Genomic DNA, 19,361 nt, shown 5'->3' with positions numbered 1-19,361 from the left:
GCACTGCGGCCGCCGCGAGGCTCGCGGCCAGCATCGCCATCGTGATCCACTGCGCGCGGGCCTGGCTGGACGACACCGAGGCAACCGTATCGGCGGCCTGCTTCTCCAGGCGGGCACGGGCCTGCTCGATCTGCGTGCCGAGTTTCGCCAGCTGTTCGGCGACGAAGTGACCCTCGACGGAGACGGCGCTGTCGAATTGCAGCGCGTCGAGCGGCTGCTTGCGCAACAGCTCGACATAGCCGTGCATCAGTTGCGCCGCGTTGGCACGCTCGCGCGCCAGCGCCTCGGCCTGATCCGGCGCGGCACGGCCGACGCCGGACAGCGTGGTGTCGAGTGTCTGCAGGGCCTGGGCGATCTGTTGGGCGGCGGTATCGCGCTCGGCCGTGCTGGTGGCCATCGTCAACGCGAGCTGGGCGTGTCCCAGGCCGGCCAGCGCCGACTGGGCGCGCTCGGCCGCGACCGAGCCGCGCATGTCGCGCTGATACAGCGTGTCGGTCCTGTCCTTCAGCGCGACCAGATTGACGATGCCGCTGACCGCGGCCGCCGCGCCGAACAGGTAGACCAGCACGAACGCCGTGCCCAGGCGCGCGGCAAGCGGCAGGCGTGGCCGGCGCCGGGCCGCCGAGCAAGGCGAGGACTCCGAGGACTCCGATGGCCCGGATTGCCACGCCGGCCCCGGTGGCCCCGATGGCCCCCATGGCGACGTGCCCGCTGGCGCCGTGTCCGCCGTGGCAGCGGTGCCGAGCATCGGTGCGATCCCCGCGCCCGTGCTCGACCGCAAACCAAACCTTGACCGCCAGCGCGGCCACCCCGTTCTGAATATTTGCAACATGGCTTTCCCCCGCCGCATGCGGCGCCCGTGAATTGTTGTTTTGGGCTGATGCTGGCGAGGGGATGTGACGTCGCCGTGACGTCCTGCCATGCGGCGGGGTTGTCATATGGCGGTCATGTGACTGTCATGAAATAGGCTGCCTTGCCGCGCGCCTCGTCGATGCCGGCGCAGGCCACACACGCCGTCGCCGCGTCCATCCCGGCGTCCTTGCCACCGTTGTCGAGATCCCCATGTCCGTTGCCGTGATCGAATCCGCCGCAGCGGCTGCGCCGATGCGTCTGCCGCCGCTGCGCGCCGTCTTCCAGCCGATCGTGCGCTTCGAGTCGGCCGATCTGCTCGGCTACGAGGCGCTGCTGCGCGGACCCGAGGGCTCGCCGCTGGCCTCGCCCGAAGCGCTGTTCCGGCTGGCCGTCAGCCCCGCCGACACGATGGCGCTGGAAGTGCAGGCGGCCCGCGCCGCGCTGGCGCGCTTCGCCGAGCTGCAGTTGCCCGGCGCGCTGTTCGTAAATTTCAGTCCGATGACGCTGCGCCATCTGCTGGCCGATCATGGCCGCGGGATGGCGGCGCTGCTGGCGAACACCGTGGCCCCGGGGCGCGTGGTGATCGAGCTGACCGAGCAGACCCGCATCGGCGACATGGCGGCATTTGCCGACGCGATGGCGGTACTGCGCGATCTCGGCCTGCGCTATGCGCTGGACGACTTCGGCACCGGCCACGCCAACCTCGATCTGCTGGTCCAGCTGACGCCGCAATTCATCAAGCTCGACAAGTCGCTGGTGCACGGCGTGGCCTCATGCTCGCGGCGGCTCGAACTGATGCGCACGGTGTTGAGCCTGGCCGATGCGCTGGGCATCAGCGTGATTGCCGAAGGCATCGAGGACAACGAGGAGCTGGCGGTGCTGCGCGATCTCGGCGTGCCGTTCGGCCAAGGCTATCTGCTGGGGCGGCCATTGCCGGAGCCGTCGCAGGCGCCGCCGCATGACGTGGTGCAGGCGCTGGGCTCGCGCCAGATCGCGGTGTTTCCGCAGGTGGTGCGTTCGGGCTGGACCGGGCCGAATGCCGGCAAGCTGCTGCGGCGCGCGCCGACGGTGCGGCCGGAGCAGACCAACAACGAGGTGCTGGCGCTGTTCCACGCCCATCCCGGGCTGCATGCGCTGGCCGTGCTCGATCCGGAGGGCAGGCCGATCGGCATCATCAACCGGCAGAGCTTCATCGACCGCTATGCCGCGCCGTTCCATCGCGAGCTCTATGGCAAGAAGGCCTGCATCCTGATGGCCCATCGCGAGCCGGTCTGCTTCGATCGCGAGGCCACCATCGAGACCATGGCCAAGAGCCTGGCCAGCGGCAACCAGCGCTATCTGGCCGACGGTTTCATCATCACCGATGGCGGCCGCTATGCGGGCCTGGGCACCGGCGCGGACCTGATCCGCGCCGTCACCGAGATCCGCATGGAGGCGGCGCGCTATGCCAATCCGCTGACTTTCCTGCCGGGCAACATCCCGCTGAACCAGCATGTCGACCGGCTGCTCGATGCGGGCGCGGCGTTCTGCGCCTGTTATGTCGACCTGAACCACTTCAAGCCCTTCAACGATCAGTACGGCTACTGGAAGGGCGACGAGATGATCAAGGGCGCGGCCGCGATCCTGGCCGATGCCTGCGATCCGGTGCGCGACTTCCTCGGGCATGTCGGCGGCGACGACTTCCTGGTGCTGTACCAGAGCCCGGACTGGAACCAGCGGGCGCGCGGCGCGATCGCGCGCTTCAATCGCGCCGCGCGCGAACTGTACGACGTGGACGACCGCGCGGCAGGGGGCATCCATGGCGAGGACCGCCATGGCCGCACCGCATTCTTCCCGATGGTCAGCATGGCGATCGGCGCGGTCCGCGTGGCCCACGGGGTGGCCCGCACCGAGACCGACGGCTGGCGCCTGGGCAGCAGCCATATTGCCGCCGCCGCGGCCGCGGCCAAGCGCGATGCCAAGAAGGACCCGAGCGGTTTCGCGGTGGTCGACCTGACGCCGACGCTGGGGCCGGGCGGTCCGTCGGAAGAGCGCAGCGAGGGCCGTCCACATTGAGCGACCGGCGAGCGCCCGGCTCGCGAACGGGCGTTCGGGTTATCCACAGATTGTGTGGATAACCCGACCGGCCACGGCGCCAGGCGCGCGCCGGCGCGTCGCCCCATCGGACTGCCTAAAAAAAATGCAAACGCAGGCGCCGAGGTCATCAGCGCGTCCATGTTGCATACATGGACGGGCGCGATGCGGGCCGCCTATGCCACAATGCGCGGCAGTTCAGTGTTCACTGTTCACTCATCATCGTTCACCGTTCATCGTTCAACCGCATTCCGCAGCGGATGGCAGCCGATGTTATTGAGCACCAGCGTTGTCGCGACGATTGTCCTGTGTTTCCACGTGATCGGCGTGTTCGCCGCCATGCATGCCGTGATGACGGTCCGCACCGCGCCCGGCGCCATCGCCTGGGCCGGTTCGCTGCTGTTGATACCGTATCTGGCACTGGTGCCGTACCTGGTGTTCGGCAGCAGCAATTTCGTCGGCTATGTCAATGCGCGGCGCTTCTATCGCGCCCAGATGCGCGAACTGCGCCACGGCATGGAGCCGCGCGAGCGCGAGGCCTGCATCGTCCGGCAGCCGCATCATCCGGGACTGCGCGCACTGCCAAGGCTGACCGGGCTGCATTGCCTGTCCGGCAATCATGTGCAACTGCTGGTCGATGGGCAGGCCACTTTCGAGGCGATCTTCGCCGCGTTGAAGTCCGCGCGCCGCGTCGCGCTGGTGCAGTTCTTCATCGTCCATGACGACGAGCTCGGGCGCGAGCTGCAGGCGCTGCTGTGCGAGCGCGCGGCCGCGGGCGTCGAGATCTATTTCCTGTACGACAGCATCGGCTGCCATGCCTTGCCGGGCCACTACGTTCGCCGCATGGCCGAGTGCGGCGTCAAGGTCAGCGCGTTCGCGCCGCACCGCGGCTTCGTCAATCGCTTCCAGCTGAACTTCCGCAACCACCGCAAGCTGGTGGTGGTCGATGGCGAGCGGGCCTTCATCGGCGGCCACAATGTCGGCAACGAATACATGGGCCGCAGGCCGCCGCTGGCGCCCTGGCGCGATACCCATATCGAGGTGCGCGGACCGGCGGTGCTGGACCTGCAGATGACCTTCGCGGAGGACTGGTACTGGGCCGCGCGCGAAGTGCCGACGCTGCTGCTGCCGCCGCCCGAACCGGCCGGCGCGATGGTGTGCCAGGTGGTGCCGAGCGGGCCGGCCGATTCGCAGGAGACCTGCTCGCTGTTCTTCGTCGAGGCGATCCAGGCCGCGCGCAACCGGCTGTGGATCACGACGCCGTACTTCGTGCCCGACGAGGCGGTGTTCGCGGTGCTGCGGCTGGCGGTGCTGCGCGGCGTCGACGTGCGCATCCTGATGCCGGGACGCGCCGACCACAAGGTGGTGTTCGCCGCCTCGACGCTGTACGCCTACCAGGCGATCTGCGCGGGCATCCGCATCTATCGCTATATCCCGGGCTTCCTGCACCAGAAGGTGATGCTGATCGACGACGAGCTGGCCGCGGTCGGCACCGCGAACCTCGACAACCGCTCGTTCCGGCTCAATTTCGAGCTGACGGTGATGACGGCCGATCGCGCCTTCGCGAGCCAGGTCGAGGGGATGCTGCTGGCCGATTTTGCCCAGGCACGCGAGATCGGCCGCGACGAATACCTGGCCGCGCCGGGGCCCCGCCGCGTGGCGATGCATGTGGCCAAGCTGTTCGCGCCGATCCTGTAGGGGCTGCGCGCCGGGCCGGCAAGCGCGGCCTGGGTAAAGGCCCGACACGGGGCCCCGAGCGGCCCTTTGCCGATTCGCGGTATCCTTGCCGTCAGGCGCCGCCCTGGAAGGGGCCATCGGCAGGCATCACCCAGCCGGCAGCGGACTCTCCCGGGACCCCATCCCGGCCGCTGCCACGGCATCCGGCGCACACGCATTGGCAAGATGATATGAACGACACGGAAATCACGCTGATCGGTTCGGCACGGCTGCCGACCCGCTTCGGCGAGTTCACCGCTCACGCCTTCAAGGGCGCGACCAGCGGGACGGAACACCTGGCGCTCAGCGTCGGCGACATCGCCGGCGAGGGCGTGTTGACGCGGCTGCATTCGGAATGCCTGACCGGCGACGTATTCGGTTCGTGCCGCTGCGATTGCGGCGAGCAACTGGCGCTGGCGATGGAGCGCATCGCCGAAGAGGGCCGCGGCATCCTGCTGTACCTGCGCGGCCACGAAGGCCGCGGCATCGGCCTGGGCCACAAGATCCGCGCATACAGCCTGCAGGATGGCGGGCTCGACACGGTCGATGCCAATCTGGCGCTTGGGCAGGCGGTCGACTCCCGCACCTATGCCTTCGCCGCCGATCTGCTGCGCCAATGGGGCGTCAAATCGATCCGGCTGATGAGCAACAATCCGCGCAAGCGGCAGCAGCTCGAAGAGGCCGGCATCACCGTGCTCGAGCAGGTGCGCCACAGCGTGCCGGCCAACGCCGAGAACGAAAAGTACCTGGCCACCAAGCGCGTGCGGCTCGGGCATCTGCTCGACTGACGGCGCGCCGGACAACGGGGGACAATTCGCCGGACAACGCGTCCGGGAACGCGCGCGACACCGCTCCCGGTCCTTGGGGGCAACCCTGTAGGCATCGGCCGACAGCTTCTCGGGCGGCCTGCTTACAGTCCCCGCCCGCCGCTTCTCTTATCGTGAAGGCATGGTCGCACCGCACGCGGTGCGCGCCGTTTTGCAGCCTCGCTGCAACCGTCCTGCAACCGCCGCCGCGGCATGCGGCGGCATCACGATAACGAGGAGTCGCCATGGCAGACAAGAACGTCGATGTGCTCAACGATCTGATCGAGGTGTCGCGCGACGGCGAGCAAGGTTTTCTGAAGGCCGCCGAGGATGCCACCAATCCTGAGCTGAAGGAACTGTTCACCAGCCGCGCGACCGAGATCGGCGCCGCCATCCGCGAGCTGCAGTCGCAGGTGATCGCGCTGGGTGGCCGGCCGGAAGAGGGCGGCAGCGTGGCCGGCGCGTTGCATCGCGGCTGGGTCAGCCTGCGCAGCGCGGTCGCGAATCGCACCGATCTGTCTATCCTTGAGGAATGCGAGCGCGGCGAGGACGTGGCCAAGAAGAAATACGCGGACGCCCTCCAGCACGACGATCTGAGCTTCGAAGTGCGCGCGCTGATCGAACGCCAGTATCACGGCGTGCTGCGCAACCATGACCTGGTGCGCGACCTGCGCAACCGCTATCGCGCGACCTGAGCGGCCGAGGCCGCCGCCACCGCCACGCGAAGGAGACAGACGATGAGCCAGCCCGGCAAGCCCGACACCGCGGTTCCCCGCTCCGGCCAGCAAGGCAAGGGCGGGGCGGCCGAGGACCATACCGAGCGCAACCTCGACGAGGCGCTGGAGGAAACGTTCCCGGCCAGCGACCCGATCGCGGTCGAGCCCGACAAGGACGACAGTGAAGGGCAGGGCGGCAGGCCGCGCAAGGGCGGCCAGGCTGGTGGCCCCGGCTGATCGCCCGGGCCGGATGCGGCGATTGGCCGCAGGGGTTGCCCGGCAGGATTGACCGCGAGGATCGGTCGCGCAACTGGCCCTGCCAGGTTCTGGCCGTACGCAAAAGCAAAGACGCGGGAGCCGCAAGGCTCCCGCGTCTTGTCTTGCGCGTCCCCTAGGGAAGCTTGCGAAGTTGTGCGATTACCGACATCAGTTGCCCGTGCGCCACGGTGACCGCGGGCTCGTCCTGCAGCGCCTCGTGATAGCGCTCGCGGAACGCCGGATCGCCCTGCGTGCTGAACAGCCGCGCCGCCGCCTCGGCCACCGCGCGGCAGGTGCCATCATGGTGCTTCGGCCCGTCGAGCTCCTCGTCGATCTCGACGATCAGGCGCGACAGCGGGTCTAGCCAGCGGAAGTAGTTGTCCTCGGTGACGATCTGCACGAACTGGCCCGCGGGGATCGGGCCATAGAGGCGTTCATATTCGTTACGGTCGTGCTGGATGATCTCCTTGTGGGATTTCAGCAGCGCGGCGCGCAGCGCGCGCAATCCGGCGCGGCGCGATTCCTGCGTGGCTTGGTATTGTTCTTCAGTCAGCATCCCCATTCTCCGCTCCCGGTTCGGTGTTGTGCGGTCGTCCCGCGCGACAGGGGTAGTGGCGCGGTGCGTGTGCTTGCTCGTGGACGATGCGTCGTGCGGCCGTCGATGCAGGCCGCATGCCAGTATATGTAGGCGCCGGGGGGCGATCCAACCTCGTGCTATCCCGAATGGCCGCGATCTTTGGAATGCGGTGATACAAACGGTGCGGCATGCAGGCCCGCGCCGAATGGCCCGGATTCGATGTGAATTATTTTTAGGGCAGACATAACGATTGCCGCGGCGGCAGTGTCATGGGGCACAATAGCCGCATGTTGCGCACACGATGCTCGGCGCGGCTGGGCCCGCCGCCTTCCCTTCGCCTTCCCGCACCCTCTGCCGGAGACGACAGATGGTGATGCTGTGGCTGATCGCTCTGCCGCTGGTCGCGGCCATGCTGACGCCGCTGGTCGGCCGCCATCTGCGAGCGCTGACCGCGCCGCTGGTGCTGGGCACGCCGATGCTCGGGCTGGCCCTGCTGGCCAGCGTGCGGCACGAGATCTTCAGCGGCGAGGTGCTGGCCTGGCGCATGCCGTGGCTCGACGGCCTGGGCTTCGCGCTGAGCTTCCGCCTGGACGGCCTGTCCTTCGCCTTCTCGCTGCTGGTGCTGGGCATTGGCCTGCTGGTGCTGCTGTACGCGCGCTATTACCTGTCGCGCAGCCAGTCGACCGCGCGCTTCTTCGCGCTGCTGCTGCTGTTCATGGCCGCGATGCTCGGCGTGGTGCTGTCGAGCAATCTGCTGCTGCTGGTCGTGTTCTGGGAATTGACCAGCATCGTTTCCTTCCTGCTGATCGGCTTCTGGTCGTATCGCTCCGATGCGCGCAAGGGCGCGCGCATGGCGCTGACAATCACCGGCGGCGGCGGGCTCGCGCTGCTCGCCGGGGTGCTGCTGCTCGGCCATATCTGCGGCAGCATGGAGCTGTCCGACGTGATCGCCAGCGCGGGCACCGTGCAGAAGCACCCGCTGTATCCACCGATGATCGTGCTGGTGCTGCTCGCGGTCTTCACCAAGTCGGCGCAGTTTCCGTTCCACTTCTGGCTGCCGCACGCGATGGCGGCACCGACGCCGGTCTCGGCGTATCTGCACTCGGCCACCATGGTCAAGGCCGGCGTGTTCCTGCTGGCGCGGCTGTATCCGGTGCTCGAGGGCACCGATTGGTGGTTCTACATGCTGAGCCTGACCGGCCTCGCCACGCTGGTGGTGGGCGCCGGCATGGCGCTGGTGCAGCGGGACCTGAAGGGGCTGCTGGCATATTCGACCATCAGCCATCTGGGCCTGATCACGCTGCTGTTCGGGCTCGACACCGGCCTGAGCACGGTGGCCGCGCTGTTCCACATCATGAACCACGCGGGGTTCAAGGCCTCGCTGTTCATGGCCGCCGGCATCATCGACCACGAGACCGGCACGCGTGACCTGGGCCGCCTGCGCGGGCTGCGCCGCTACATGCCGCACACCGCGCTGCTGGCCATCGTCGCCTCGCTGGCGATGGCCGGCGTGCCGCTGCTCAACGGCTTCCTCTCCAAGGAGATGTTCTTCGGCGAGACGCTGGCACAGGGCCTGCTCGGTCCGTTCAACTGGACCATTCCGGCGCTGGCGACCGCCGCCGGCGCGCTGACGGTGGCGTACTCGCTGCGCTTCATCCATGGCGTGTTCTTCGACGGCGAGCCCGACGACCTGCCCCATCATCCGCCGCACGAGCCGCCGCGCTGGATGAAGATCCCGGTCGAGATCCTGGTGGTCACTTGCCTGGTGGTGGGGCTCTTCCCCAACCACACCGTCGGCGGCCTGCTCGATGCGGCCGCGCGTGGCACCATGGGCGCGCCGCTGCCGATCTACAGCCTGAGCCCCTGGCATGGCTTCAATCTGCCGCTCGCGATGAGCGCGTTGTCGATGGCGGCGGGCGCTGCGCTGTTCTTCCTGCGCCGCGATTCGTTCCGCCACTATCACGCGAAGCTGCCGCAGCTGAACGCGCGCGACCGCTTCGAGGATGCGATCGAGCGCATCGAGCGCGCCGCCGGCCGCTTGGCGCTGCTGTTCGAGAACGGTTCGCTGCAGCGCTATCTGGCCTTCGCGATTGCGGCGATGGTGCTGCTGCCTGCCCGCTATCTGTTCGAGCTCGAGCAGGCCCAGGGCCCGGCGCCGCTGTCCCCTGCGGACCCGGTCACGGCGACCGGCCTGGTACTGCTGGCGATCGGCGCCATCGCCGTGGTCGCGGCGCGCCGGCAGCGCGTGGTGGCGCTGCTGATGGCGAGCCTGTGCGGGCTGATGGTGGCGCTGGCGTTCACGCGTTTCTCGGCGCCCGACCTGGCGCTGACGCAGATCTCGGTCGAAGTGGTCACCGTCATCCTGCTGGTGCTGGCGCTGTACTTCCTGCCGGTCGACCTGCCGGAGCGCGCGGGCACCGCGCGGCATCTGCGCGATGCCGCGCTGGCGCTGGCCGGCGGCGGCACCGTCGGCGTGGCCGCGTTCGCGGTGATGACGCGCCCGCACCAGACCATTGCCGATTTCTTCATCGCGCAGAGCGTGCCGGGCGGCGGCGGGCATAACGTCGTCAACGTGATCCTGGTCGATTTCCGCGGCTTCGATACGCTGGGCGAGATCTGCGTGCTGCTGATCGCCGGCCTCGGCGTGCATGCGCTGCTCAAGGGCCTGCGGCTGCCGGCGCCGACCGCCGGCCCGAACGACATGCCGTGGTCGCGCCAGAGCCATCCGCTGCTGCTCGCGATCCTGGCACGGCTGATGCTGCCGCTGACGATGCTGGTGGCGATCTTCATGCTGTTGCGCGGGCATCAGCTGCCCGGCGGCGGCTTCGTCGCCGCGCTGATCACCGCGGTGGCGCTGCTGCTGCAATACATCGCCAGCGGCGTGCTGTGGACCGAGTCGCGCATCACGCTGCACCATCGCGCCATCGCCGGCGCCGGCATCCTGACCGCCGGGCTGGTGGGCCTGGGGAGCTGGGCGTTCGGCTATCCGTACCTGACCACCGCCTTCGGCCACTTCCATCTGCCCTGGATCGGCGAGATCGAACTGGCGACCGCCTTGCTGTTCGACCTGGGCGTCTATCTGACCGTGGTCGGCACCGTGCTGCTGATCGTGTCCCACCTGGGCGTGCGCGACAAGCGGGTGGCCGCCGCGCGCGAGATCGCGGAGACTGCCTGATGGAAGCCCTGTTCGCCGCCGCCATCGGCGTGCTCGCCGCCTGCGGAATCTATCTGGTGCTGCGCGCCCGTACCTTCTCGGTGGTGCTCGGACTGACGCTGCTGACCTATGCGGTCACGCTGTTCCTGCTCGGCATGGGCCGGCTGACCACCGGCAAGCCGCCGATCATCGCGCCCGGCGCGCAGTATGCGGACCCGTTGCCGCAGGCGCTGGTGCTGACCGCGATCGTGATCGGCTTCGCGATGACGGCCTTCATCATGGTGCTGGCGTTGCGTTCCCGTGCGCTGCGCGGCAGCGACCATGTGGACGGCGACGAGCCGGCCGATCCATCGTCGGCGGTACCCGGGCAGCCGCCGGAGCCCGAACGTCCGGAGGATGCCGAGCGCGCGCGCTCGGCATCGCCCTCGACGGCGCCACCAACGGCGCCACCAACGGGACCATCAACGGCGCCATCGACCGCTCCGTCCCCGGCCAGCGAGGAGGCGCGATGAACCACGCCATGCTGCTGCCCATCCTGCTGCCGCTGTTCTGCGGCGGCCTGCTGGTGGTGATGCCGGCCCGCTGGCGCGCACGCTCGCGCTGGCTGGGCGTGCTGGCGACACTGGCGCTGCTGCCGATTGCGGCCGGCCTCGTCGGCCAGGCAGCCGGCGGCAACATCGCGGTCTACGCGCTGGGCAACTGGGCGGCGCCGTTCGGCATCGTGCTGCAGCTGGACCGGCTGGCGGCGCTGATGCTGCTGTTGACGGCGCTGCTCGGCGCGGCCGCTGTGCTCAGCGCAGGCGAGCGCGATACCCGTGCCGGCCGGCATTTCGACGCCTTGTTCCAGTTCCAGCTGATGGGCCTGAACGGCGCCTTCCTGGCCGGCGATCTGTTCAATCTGTTCGTGTTCTTCGAGATCCTGCTGATCGCCTCGTACGCGCTGCTCGTCCATGGCGGCGGCAGCGAACGGATTGGCGCCGGCCTGCATTACGTCGTGCTCAATCTGGTCGGCTCCTCGTTCTTCCTGTTGGCGATCGGCGTGCTGTACGGCATCACGGGCACGCTGAACATGGCCGACCTCGGCGAGCGGCTGGCGCGGCCAGCGCCATCGGAGGTACCGCTGGCGCTGGCGGCCGGCGCGATGCTGATGCTGGTGTTCGGGCTGAAGGCGGCGATCTTTCCGCTGTCCTTCTGGTTGCCGCGTGCCTATGCCGCGGCGGCCGGGCCGGTGGCCGCGCTGTTCGCGATCATGACCAAGGTCGGCATCTACGCCATCCTGCGCTGCCATGCCCTGCTGTTCGACGGTGGGCGCGGCTGGTTCGGCGCCTTCATGCACCACTGGCTGTGGTGGCTGGCGATCGTCACGATGGTGCTGGCCGCATGCGGCGCGCTGGCGGCGCGTTCGATGAAACGGCTGACCGGCTACCTCGTGCTGGTATCGGTCGGACTGCTGTGCGCCGGGGTCTCGATGCAGACGCCCCAGGCCTGGAGCGCGACGCTGTACTACCTGGCCAGCACCACGGTGGGCACCGCCGCGCTGTTCCTGCTGGCCGATTCGCTCGAGCTGCCGTCCGGCAGGATGCCCGTCGGCGGCGGCGTTTCGCGGCTGGCCGGCACGCTGTACCTGACCGCCGCGATCGCCGTGGTGGGGCTGCCGCCGCTGTCGGGCTTCATCGGCAAGGTGATGCTGATGCAGGCGGTGCCGCTGTATGGCGAGTGGAACGGCGCGGCGGTGCTGTGGCCCGCGGTACTGGTGTCCAGCCTGGCCCTGATCGTGGCGATCAGCCGCACCGGCAGCCGGCTGCTGTGGCAGGGGCCGGCAGCCGCCGCCGCGCACGAGCACGGCATGGTGACGCGGCCACAGGCCAGTACGCCGCCGGTGCGCCGCCCGGACGCGGCCAAGCTGGTCTGCTGCGCATTGCTGCTGGCCTGCAGCGTGGCACTGGTCGTGTTCGCGCGGCCCTTGTCCGGCTATCTGGACGCAACCGCGCTGCAACTGTTCGACCGCGCCGCCTATACGCGGGCGGTGCTGGGCGCGCCGACGGAGCCGGCACGATGATGCGGCGCCTGTTGCCCCATCCCTGGCTCAGCGCGATGCTGCTCGCGGTCTGGCTGCTGCTCGGCAATGCCGCCGCGCCGGGCGACTGGCTGCTGGGCGCGCTGCTGGCCTGGGCCATTGGCCTGCGCGTCGGCCGGCGGCTGTGGTTGCGGCCGCTGCGGCTGGCGCGGCCCTGGCTCGCGTTGCGATTGATCTGGCATGTCGCCGTCGACATCGTCGTCGCCAACGTGCATGTCGCCTGGCTGGTGCTGGTGCGTGGCGCGCGCCTGCAACCGGCCTTTATCGAGCTTCCGCTCGAATCCGAGCACGAGATCGCGCTGACCGCGCTGATCAGCATTGTGTCCCTGAGCCCGGGCACGGTCTGCGCCGAACTGAGCGACGATCGCCGCTGCCTGCTGATCCATGTGCTCGATCTGGACGATGCGGACGACATGATCGCGCGCATCAAGTCGCGCTACGAGGCGCCGTTGAGGGAGATCTTCCTATGCTTGCCGTCGTGATTCCGATTTCGCTGGCGATGCTCGGCATCGCCTTCCTGCTGACGCTGCTGCGGCTGCTGATCGGCCCGACCTTGCCGGACCGCATCGTCGCGCTCGACACGCTGAACATCAATGCGATCGCGCTGATCGTGGTGTTCGGCATCTGGCTCGGCTCCGCGCAGTTCTTCGAGGTGGCGCTGCTGCTCGCGGTGATGGGCTTCATCGGCACGGTCGCGCTGACCAAGTATCTGCAGCGCGGCGACATCATCGAGCTGAAGTAGGGAGCCTGCGATGCCGTTCTACCTCGAGGCCATCGTCTGCGCGCTGCTGCTGATCGGCAGCCTGTTCACGCTGGTCGGCGCGATCGGCCTGCTGCGCCTGCCGGACTTTTTCATGCGGCTGCACGGGCCGACCAAGTCGACCACGCTCGGCGTCGGCGGGGTGGTGATCGCGTCCGTCGTCTACTTCAGCAGCCTGGGTGAGGGCTGGAGCCTGCACGAGATCCTGCTGACGGCCTTCCTGTTCCTGACCGCGCCGATCAGCGCGCATATGCTGGCCAAGGCGGCGATGCAGCAACGGGTGCCGGTCCATCCGGTCACGCGCGGCCGGCCGTGGCTGACCGATCGCGGCGCGGAGGCCGAGCCGGAGGACGACGACGGCATCGAGCAGCGCTAGGGTTCCGCGGCCGGTTTTGGTTTTGGCCCTGGTTTGGGCCTGGGCTTGGGCGCGGACTCTGACGACGACGCCGACGGCGACTTGGCGACGGCGCGTTTCGCGACCGTCTTGCCGGCGCCCTTGCGCGCCGCCTTGCCGCTGACCTTCGCGGCCAGCTTCAAGGCTGCGACGATTTCATCGAAGGCGGCCTCGCGCGCCGCGGGATCGGGCACGCGCAACGCATAGGACGGGTGGTAGGTCGGTATCACGGTGCGGCCTTCGTGCTCGATCGGCTGGCCCAGCACCTTGCGCAGCGCCGTCGCCTTGACGCCCAGCACGGCCTTGAGCGCCGTCGCACCGAGCGCCACCACCACGCGCGGCGCCACCCGTTCGAATTCGTCCTCGAGCCAATAGCCGCAGGCCTCGATCTCCCGTTGTGCCGGTGTCTTGTGTAGCCGCCGCTTGCCGCGCAGCTCCCATTTGAAATGTTTGACCGCGTTGGTCAGGAATACCGACTCGCGCGACAAGCCGGCTTTTTCGAATGCTTCGTCAAGCAGCCGGCCCGCCGGCCCGACGAAGGCCTTGCCGGCGAGGTCTTCCTGATTGCCGGGCTGTTCGCCGACCACCATCACCGGCGCCGGCGTCGGGCCGTCGCCGGGCACGCCATGGGTGGCATTGCGCCACAGGTCGCAGCGGCGGCAGGCATCGAGCGTGGCCGGCCGCTGGTCGGACGGTTCCGGTGCGGGGTCGGGCGCGTCGTCGGGTGGAGTTGGGCGGGATGGTGAGGACATGGCGCGTGGGCAGCGGTGCTGGCGAGCCGCGTTGCTCGTTTCAAGCACGCCGCATGCCAACGGCGCCGAGCGCGATCCTGGGTCGCTGATCCTGGTCTTCGATCCACGACCGCGATTCCGATCCCGATCCTCGATCCTCGATCCTCGATCCTCGGTCCTCGGTCCTCGATCCTCGGTCCTCGATCCTCGATCCTCGATCCTCATCCGATCGGCTCGGACGGGATCGGGCCGGCTCAGAGCGGCAACAGCGACAGCCCCCAGCCGCCGAGCGCGCAGGCCACCACCACCAGCCACGGCGGCAGCTTCCAGAACATCAGCGCCACCAGCGCCGCGAGCGCCAGCGCGAAGTCGGCCGGGCGGTGGATCGCGCTGGTCCAGACCGGATCGTACAAGGCTGCCAGCAGCACGCCGACCACCGCCGCATTGACGCCGGCCAGTGCACCCTGGGCATGCGGACTGCGGCGCAGCCGTTCCCAGAACGGCAGGGCGCCGGCGACCAGCAGGAAGGACGGCAGGAAGACCGCGACCAGGCACAGGGCGCCGCCAGCCCAGCCGCTCGGCTCAATCCGCATCGCCGCGCCGAGGAAGGCCGCGAAGGTGAACAGCGGACCGGGTACCGCCTGCGCCGCGCCATAGCCGGCCAGGAAGGCGTCGTTGTCGACCCAGCCGTTGGGGACCACCGCGGCCTGCAGCAGCGGCAGCACCACGTGGCCGCCGCCGAACACCAGCGAGCCGGCCCGGTAGAAGGCGTCGATCAGCGCCAGTGCCTGGCCCGGCCAGGTCTGCGCCGCCAGCGGCAGCAGTGCCAGCAGCGCGGCGAAGATCGACAGCATCAGGGCACCGAGCCGGCGGTCGACCGCAATCGGCAAGGCCTCGTGCTCGCCGGCCGGGGCCGTCTTCAGCAACGCGCGGCCCAGCAGCGCCGCTGCCGCCATCACCGCGACCTGGGCCAGCGGCCCGGGCACCAGCACGACCACGCAGGCCGCGACCGCGGCAATCGTCGCGCGGGGACGGTCCGGACACAGCGAGCGGCCCATGCCCCAGACCGCCTGCGCGACCACCGCCACCGCGACGATCTTCAGCCCGGCCAGCATGCCGGCGGGCAGCACATTGCCCCACGCCGACAAGGTCAGCGCGAACAGGATCAGCGCGATGGCCGACGGGAGCGTGAAGCCGACCCAGGCGGCCAGCATGCCGGCAAAGCCGGCGCGCGACAGCCCGATCGCCATGCCGACCTGGCTGCTGGCCGGGCCCGGCAGGAACTGGCACAGCGCGACCAGATCGGCATAGGCGCGCTCGCCGAACCAGCGCCGGCGCACCACGAATTCCTGACGGAAATAGCCCAGATGCGCGACCGGTCCGCCGAACGAGGTCAGGCCCAGCCGCAGGAAGGCCAGGAATACCTCCCAGACCGGATGGCGATGCGGGGCGAGGGTATGGCCGTCGGTGGCCGGCATCGGTTCTGGCTCCATGGGGCTGGCGTGGGCTCGGGTGCAGGGAACGCCATGGTAGCGCAGCGCGATGATCGATCGGCCATCGCAGGCCATCGCAGGCCATCGCGGGCCGTCGTGCCCGGTTGCGGCCCGTCCTCAGGCGGTGGCCGGTGCGCCGCGGCGCGAGGCGTCCGACAGCGACAGCAGATAGACCACCAGGCCGCCCGCCGCCAGCAGCAGGCCGACCCAGCCGGTCGATTGCCAGCCCAGGCCGGCCGCGATGGTCACGCCGCCGAGCCAGGCGCCCAGCGCGTTTGCCATGTTGAAGGCCGAGTGATTGAGCGCCGCGGCCAGCGTCTGCGCATCGCCGGCGACGTCCATCAGGCGGATCTGCAGGGCCGGGCCGAGCGCGACCACGGTGCCGATCAGCAGCACATTGGCCGACGCCAGCCAGGCGTGCGGCGCGGTCAGCACGAAGGCGCCGAGCACCGCAGCGGACCAGACCAGCACGCCCCCGATGGTCGGCATCAGCGCCTTGTCGGCCAGCTTCGAGCCGGCCAGATTGCCGATCACCATGCCGACGCCGAACAGCGCCAGCACGAAGGGGATGCCGCCGGCGGGCATGTGCGCCAGTTCGATCATCGTCGGCTTGATATAGCTGAACACGGCGAACATGCCGCCGAAGCCGATCGCGCCGATGCCCAGCGTCAGCCAGACCTGCTTGCGGCCCAGCGCGGACAACTCGCGCAGCGGACTGGCGTGGCGGTCGGCCGGCACGAACGGCACCCAGCGCCAGACCAGCAACACCGTCAGTGCGCCGATCAGGCCGACCAGCGCGAATGCGGAGCGCCAGCCCAGCCATTGGCCGATCGCCGCGGCGATCGGCACCCCGACCAGCGTGGCGACGGTCAGGCCCAGCATCACCATGCCGACCGCCTGCGCGCGGCGCTCGCGCGCGACCAGGCTGGCGGCGACCAGCGCCGCCACGCCGAAGTAGGTGCCATGCGGAAAGCCGGTCAGCAGCCGCGCGACGATCATCGAGCCGTAGCCGGGCGCCAGCGCGCTGGCGAAGTTGCCGATCGCGAACACCGCCATCAGCGCCAGAAGGAGGGTGCGGCGCGGCAACCGCGCGCCGAGCACCGCCAGCAGCGGGGCGCCGATCACCACGCCGAGCGCATAGGCGCTGATCAGGTGGCCGGCGGCCGGGATCGTGATGGCCAGGTCGCTGGCGGCGTCGGGCAGCAGGCCCATGATGACGAATTCGCCGGTGCCGATGGCGAAGCCGCCGACACCCAGCGCCAGCAGCGCGAGCCGCCCGGCGCGGCGCTCCGCCTTGCTGGTGGCGGAGGAAGCGGCTGGGGAAGGGGCGGGAGCGTCGTGTGAAAAGGAGTCGATCGGATCGTATGGGCTACCGTCAGGGGCGGACATGAGGAGATGACTGCAAGAGATCGCGCGGACGCGTGTTGTTTGGACCTTGTGATAAACCGGAGCGCGGGCTCTGCGGCCCGCTGGCACGCTCGGTCGCGATCGAAGCGAGCGAAGCGATCCGGGCGGCCGGTTTGGCCGTTATTGTGAAGCAAAACGCGCGCCCGTGCTGCGACGCAGCATGACGGCACCGCCATGCGGAGGGTTCCGGGACGGTTCTCCGAGGGTTCTCGGAGGGTTCTGGGAGGGTTCTCGGAGGGTTCTCGGAGGGTTCTGGGAGGGTTCTGGGAGGGTTCTGGGAGGGTTCTGGGAGGGTTCTGGGAGGGTTCTGGGAGGGTTCTGGGAGGGTTCTGGGAGGGTTCTGGGAGGGTTCTGAGAGGGTTCTGAGAGGGTTCTGAGAGGGTTCTGGGAGGGTTCTCGGAGGGTTCTCGGAGGGTTCTCAGAGGGTTCTCAGAGGGTTCTCAGAGGGTTCTGAGAGGGTTCTCAGAGGGTTCTCGGAAGGCTCGCGGAAGGTTCTCGGAAGGTTCTCGGAAGGTTCTTGGAAGGTTCTCGGAGGGTTCTCGCCAGGCCCTAGTCGGCCTGGCGGCGCCGCCGGGCCAATATGCCCAGGGATACGCCCAGGGCCAGCAGACCGGCGCCGATCAGGCCGGCCTGCGTGGCACGCGAGCCCTCGTTGCGGTTCCGCCAGCCGCCGTCCACCGCCATATAGCCCTCGGTCGGATCGAACAGATTGCCGTCGGTGCGCGGCGCGGGGTCGGCCCGGTCCAGATAGCGCTGGGCGAGCTGCTGGGAAAAGCGCCGCGTCAGGCCCGGAGTGACCAGATTGCCGACGCGGGACAGCCACGCCACGCTGCCGATGGTGGTCGCCTGGCGATGCGGCCGCGCCGCCGCCCGCACGATCGCACGGGCGATGGCACGGGGATCGACCAGCGGCCGCGGCGGCCGGATCGCCTTGCCGGTGTAGTTGGCGCAATGCCGAAAGGCCGGCGTATCGGCCACCGCCGGAAAGATGTCGCAGACGTGGATGCCGGGGAAGGGCAGCAGCTCGGCGCGCAGCGCCTCGCTGAAGCCGCGCAGCCCATATTTGCTGGCGGTGTAGGACACGCCATAGGCCGACGGCGACCAGGCGTTCATCGACAGCACATTGATCAGCGTGCCGTGTCCCTCGCGCTTGAAGTAGGGCAGCACCGCGTGCGCGCCGTACAGGTAGGCGATCAGGTTGGTCCGCAGGACGCGCTCGTGGGCATGCACCGGCGTCTGTTCCAGCAGGCCGACCGTGCCGACGCCGGCATTGTTGATCCAGACGTCGATGCGGCCGTCGCCGGTGTCGGCCGCGAGCCGGGCCAGCGCCGCGACGGCTTCCGCGTCGCCGACGTCGGTCGGCACCATCAACGTGTCGGCGCCGTGCGCCGCGCAGACATGGGCCACTTCGCGCAGCGCCGCTTCTCCGCGCGCCGCAAGCACCAGGCGCACGCCTCTGCGGGCGAAGGCCTCGGCGGTGGCCCGTCCGATGCCGCTGGACGCGCCGGTGATGACGATGGTGACGGGACGGGACGGACGCATGGTCACTCCTTCGCGGATCGGCAATCGTGCGGGGTGACGATGCAAACGGCATGCCACGGCGACATCCCCTGCCGAACCTGTTATCCGCCGAGCGTGTCATCCGGCGAGTGTGTCGGACGCTGAGCCCGTCCCCGCCGTGCCTGCTCGCCGCGGTGCCTGTCCGCGCCCGTGCCGCGCTGCTACGCCGGTCCCATCTCCAGGCTGGCGAAAAGATCCGCCAGCGTCGGCACCGAGCGCGCCGGCCAGATCGCCGACAGGTCGAAGGTCGGCAGCGCATCGCCGTCGCGGACCTCGCAAAAGCGCACGCCGCGGAAGTTCAGCGAACGGATCCAGCTCGGCAACAGCGCCACGCCGCAGCCCCCTGCGACGCAGGCCAGCACGGTCAGCGTCCGGTTGGCCTCCTGCGCGACGTGGGCCTCGTGGCCGGCCTTGCGCATCGCATCGAGAATGCCGGCATAGAAGGCCGGCAGCTGGGCCTGCGGATACATCACCAGCCCGGCCTCGGCGATCTGCGCCAGCGACACCTTGCCGTCCGGTCCGGGCGCGAGCTCGTCGGGAATCGCCGCCACCAGCCGGTCGCGCAGCAGCGGGCGCTCCCGCATGCGTCCGCCCACCGCCACCGGCGTGTGCATCAGGCCGAGATCGATGGCACCCGTGCGCAGCGCCTCGGCCTGCTCGGCATTGCTCATCTCACGCAGGATCACGCGCACGCCCGGCGCGCGCCGGCGCAGCTCGCGCAGCGCGCGCGGCAGCGTATCGAACAGCGCCGAGGACACCAGCCCGATCGTCAATTGCCCCGCGCTCC

The 19,361-nt window shown here is 69.4% G+C and carries 15 protein-coding genes and 3 pseudogenes; 11 read left to right on the top strand and 7 right to left on the bottom strand.

Translation table 11 applies throughout. From position 1 onward, the window contains the following. Positions 1–568: pseudogene (locus AC6EI8_RS14005) on the bottom strand (methyl-accepting chemotaxis protein); the annotation flags it as partial. A 494-nt stretch (positions 569–1,062) separates the two neighbouring features. On the opposite strand from AC6EI8_RS14005, the gene AC6EI8_RS14000 reads away from it, so the two are divergent. The 5 genes from AC6EI8_RS14000 (at position 1,063) to AC6EI8_RS13980 (ending at position 6,400) form a co-directional block, all read left to right on the top strand. Beyond that, entirely contained in the window at positions 1,063–2,907 is a 1,845-nt protein-coding gene (locus tag AC6EI8_RS14000; RefSeq protein WP_226105348.1) for an EAL domain-containing protein, read from the top strand. 288 nt (positions 2,908–3,195) lie between these two features. Continuing rightward, positions 3,196–4,623, top strand: a complete 1,428-nt coding sequence (cls, locus tag AC6EI8_RS13995; RefSeq protein WP_226105350.1) for a cardiolipin synthase — start codon at positions 3,196–3,198, stop codon at positions 4,621–4,623. A 209-nt stretch (positions 4,624–4,832) separates the two neighbouring features. Next, positions 4,833–5,429 (top strand): GTP cyclohydrolase II, encoded by a 597-nt coding sequence (gene ribA, locus AC6EI8_RS13990; protein ID WP_149318165.1) that lies wholly within the window; start codon positions 4,833–4,835, stop codon positions 5,427–5,429. 263 nt (positions 5,430–5,692) lie between these two features. Continuing rightward, positions 5,693–6,142: a PA2169 family four-helix-bundle protein gene (locus AC6EI8_RS13985; protein ID WP_053823726.1), complete on the top strand. Its 450-nt coding sequence runs from the start codon at positions 5,693–5,695 to the stop codon at positions 6,140–6,142. A gap of 42 nt (positions 6,143–6,184) precedes the next feature. Next, positions 6,185–6,400 carry a hypothetical protein gene (locus AC6EI8_RS13980; RefSeq protein WP_149318166.1) on the top strand — a complete coding sequence of 72 codons (216 nt, stop codon included), beginning with the start codon at positions 6,185–6,187 and terminating at the stop codon, positions 6,398–6,400. 154 nt (positions 6,401–6,554) lie between these two features. On the opposite strand, the gene AC6EI8_RS13975 is transcribed toward AC6EI8_RS13980, so the two are convergent. Continuing rightward, positions 6,555–6,983, bottom strand: a complete 429-nt coding sequence (locus tag AC6EI8_RS13975; protein WP_043437284.1) for a hypothetical protein — start codon at positions 6,981–6,983, stop codon at positions 6,555–6,557. A gap of 382 nt (positions 6,984–7,365) precedes the next feature. Between AC6EI8_RS13975 and AC6EI8_RS13970 the strand changes: the two genes are divergently transcribed. From AC6EI8_RS13970 to AC6EI8_RS13945, 6 genes and pseudogenes are all read left to right on the top strand, one after another. After that, positions 7,366–10,173, top strand: a complete 2,808-nt coding sequence (locus AC6EI8_RS13970; protein WP_498382203.1) for a monovalent cation/H+ antiporter subunit A — start codon at positions 7,366–7,368, stop codon at positions 10,171–10,173. Beyond that, positions 10,173–10,493, top strand: a pseudogene (locus AC6EI8_RS13965) (Na+/H+ antiporter subunit C); the annotation flags it as partial. The gene AC6EI8_RS13970 and the pseudogene AC6EI8_RS13965, both read left to right, overlap by 1 nt. A gap of 167 nt (positions 10,494–10,660) precedes the next feature. Next, positions 10,661–12,211 (top strand): monovalent cation/H+ antiporter subunit D, encoded by a 1,551-nt coding sequence (locus AC6EI8_RS13960; protein ID WP_498382202.1) that lies wholly within the window; start codon positions 10,661–10,663, stop codon positions 12,209–12,211. Next, complete coding sequence (locus tag AC6EI8_RS13955) at positions 12,208–12,711, top strand: Na+/H+ antiporter subunit E (RefSeq protein WP_149318170.1); 504 nt, start codon at positions 12,208–12,210, stop codon at positions 12,709–12,711. Before AC6EI8_RS13960 ends, AC6EI8_RS13955 begins: the two co-directional genes overlap by 4 nt. Beyond that, positions 12,696–12,971 carry a K+/H+ antiporter subunit F gene (locus tag AC6EI8_RS13950; protein ID WP_149318171.1) on the top strand — a complete coding sequence of 92 codons (276 nt, stop codon included), beginning with the start codon at positions 12,696–12,698 and terminating at the stop codon, positions 12,969–12,971. Before AC6EI8_RS13955 ends, AC6EI8_RS13950 begins: the two co-directional genes overlap by 16 nt. 10 nt (positions 12,972–12,981) lie before the next feature. Next, a complete protein-coding gene (locus AC6EI8_RS13945; RefSeq protein WP_149318172.1) occupies positions 12,982–13,365 on the top strand; it encodes a Na+/H+ antiporter subunit G in 384 nt (127 codons plus the stop codon). 137 nt (positions 13,366–13,502) lie between these two features. On the opposite strand, the pseudogene AC6EI8_RS13940 reads toward AC6EI8_RS13945, so the two are convergent. The 5 genes and pseudogenes from AC6EI8_RS13940 to AC6EI8_RS13920 form a co-directional block, all read right to left on the bottom strand. Further along, positions 13,503–14,135 (bottom strand): annotated as a pseudogene (locus AC6EI8_RS13940) (UdgX family uracil-DNA binding protein); the annotation flags it as partial. Positions 14,136–14,368: 233 nt separating this feature from the next. Then, entirely contained in the window at positions 14,369–15,592 is a 1,224-nt protein-coding gene (chrA, locus tag AC6EI8_RS13935) for a chromate efflux transporter (protein ID WP_498382201.1), read from the bottom strand. A 132-nt stretch (positions 15,593–15,724) separates the two neighbouring features. Then, positions 15,725–16,996 (bottom strand): MFS transporter, encoded by a 1,272-nt coding sequence (locus AC6EI8_RS13930; protein WP_498382200.1) that lies wholly within the window; start codon positions 16,994–16,996, stop codon positions 15,725–15,727. A 567-nt stretch (positions 16,997–17,563) separates the two neighbouring features. Next, positions 17,564–18,556 carry an SDR family oxidoreductase gene (locus AC6EI8_RS13925; protein WP_226105360.1) on the bottom strand — a complete coding sequence of 331 codons (993 nt, stop codon included), beginning with the start codon at positions 18,554–18,556 and terminating at the stop codon, positions 17,564–17,566. Between the two features lie 179 nt (positions 18,557–18,735). After that, positions 18,736–19,361: LysR family substrate-binding domain-containing protein (locus AC6EI8_RS13920; RefSeq protein WP_498382199.1), on the bottom strand; the 626-nt coding region annotated here is incomplete at its 5' end.

The organism is Cupriavidus sp. R6-3 (assembly GCF_059772245.1).
This window is presented reverse-complemented; position numbering and strand designations above follow the sequence as displayed.

What these genes read in the sequence shown, in the direction of transcription:
- AC6EI8_RS13945 (WP_149318172.1), top strand. Translation starts at nt 12,982, where the DNA reads ATGCCGTTCTACCTCGAGGCCATCGTCTGCGCGCTGCTGCTGATCGGC.
- AC6EI8_RS13960 (WP_498382202.1), top strand. Translation starts at nt 10,661, where the DNA reads ATGAACCACGCCATGCTGCTGCCCATCCTGCTGCCGCTGTTCTGCGGC.
- AC6EI8_RS14000 (WP_226105348.1), top strand. Translation starts at nt 1,063, where the DNA reads ATGTCCGTTGCCGTGATCGAATCCGCCGCAGCGGCTGCGCCGATGCGT.
- ribA (WP_149318165.1), top strand. Translation starts at nt 4,833, where the DNA reads ATGAACGACACGGAAATCACGCTGATCGGTTCGGCACGGCTGCCGACC.
- AC6EI8_RS13930 (WP_498382200.1), bottom strand. Translation starts at nt 16,996, where the DNA reads ATGTCCGCCCCTGACGGTAGCCCATACGATCCGATCGACTCCTTTTCA.
- AC6EI8_RS13955 (WP_149318170.1), top strand. Translation starts at nt 12,208, where the DNA reads ATGATGCGGCGCCTGTTGCCCCATCCCTGGCTCAGCGCGATGCTGCTC.
- AC6EI8_RS13975 (WP_043437284.1), bottom strand. Translation starts at nt 6,983, where the DNA reads ATGGGGATGCTGACTGAAGAACAATACCAAGCCACGCAGGAATCGCGC.
- AC6EI8_RS13985 (WP_053823726.1), top strand. Translation starts at nt 5,693, where the DNA reads ATGGCAGACAAGAACGTCGATGTGCTCAACGATCTGATCGAGGTGTCG.
- AC6EI8_RS13980 (WP_149318166.1), top strand. Translation starts at nt 6,185, where the DNA reads ATGAGCCAGCCCGGCAAGCCCGACACCGCGGTTCCCCGCTCCGGCCAG.
- cls (WP_226105350.1), top strand. Translation starts at nt 3,196, where the DNA reads ATGTTATTGAGCACCAGCGTTGTCGCGACGATTGTCCTGTGTTTCCAC.
- AC6EI8_RS13950 (WP_149318171.1), top strand. Translation starts at nt 12,696, where the DNA reads ATGCTTGCCGTCGTGATTCCGATTTCGCTGGCGATGCTCGGCATCGCC.
- chrA (WP_498382201.1), bottom strand. Translation starts at nt 15,592, where the DNA reads ATGCCGGCCACCGACGGCCATACCCTCGCCCCGCATCGCCATCCGGTC.
- AC6EI8_RS13925 (WP_226105360.1), bottom strand. Translation starts at nt 18,556, where the DNA reads ATGCGTCCGTCCCGTCCCGTCACCATCGTCATCACCGGCGCGTCCAGC.
- AC6EI8_RS13970 (WP_498382203.1), top strand. Translation starts at nt 7,366, where the DNA reads ATGGTGATGCTGTGGCTGATCGCTCTGCCGCTGGTCGCGGCCATGCTG.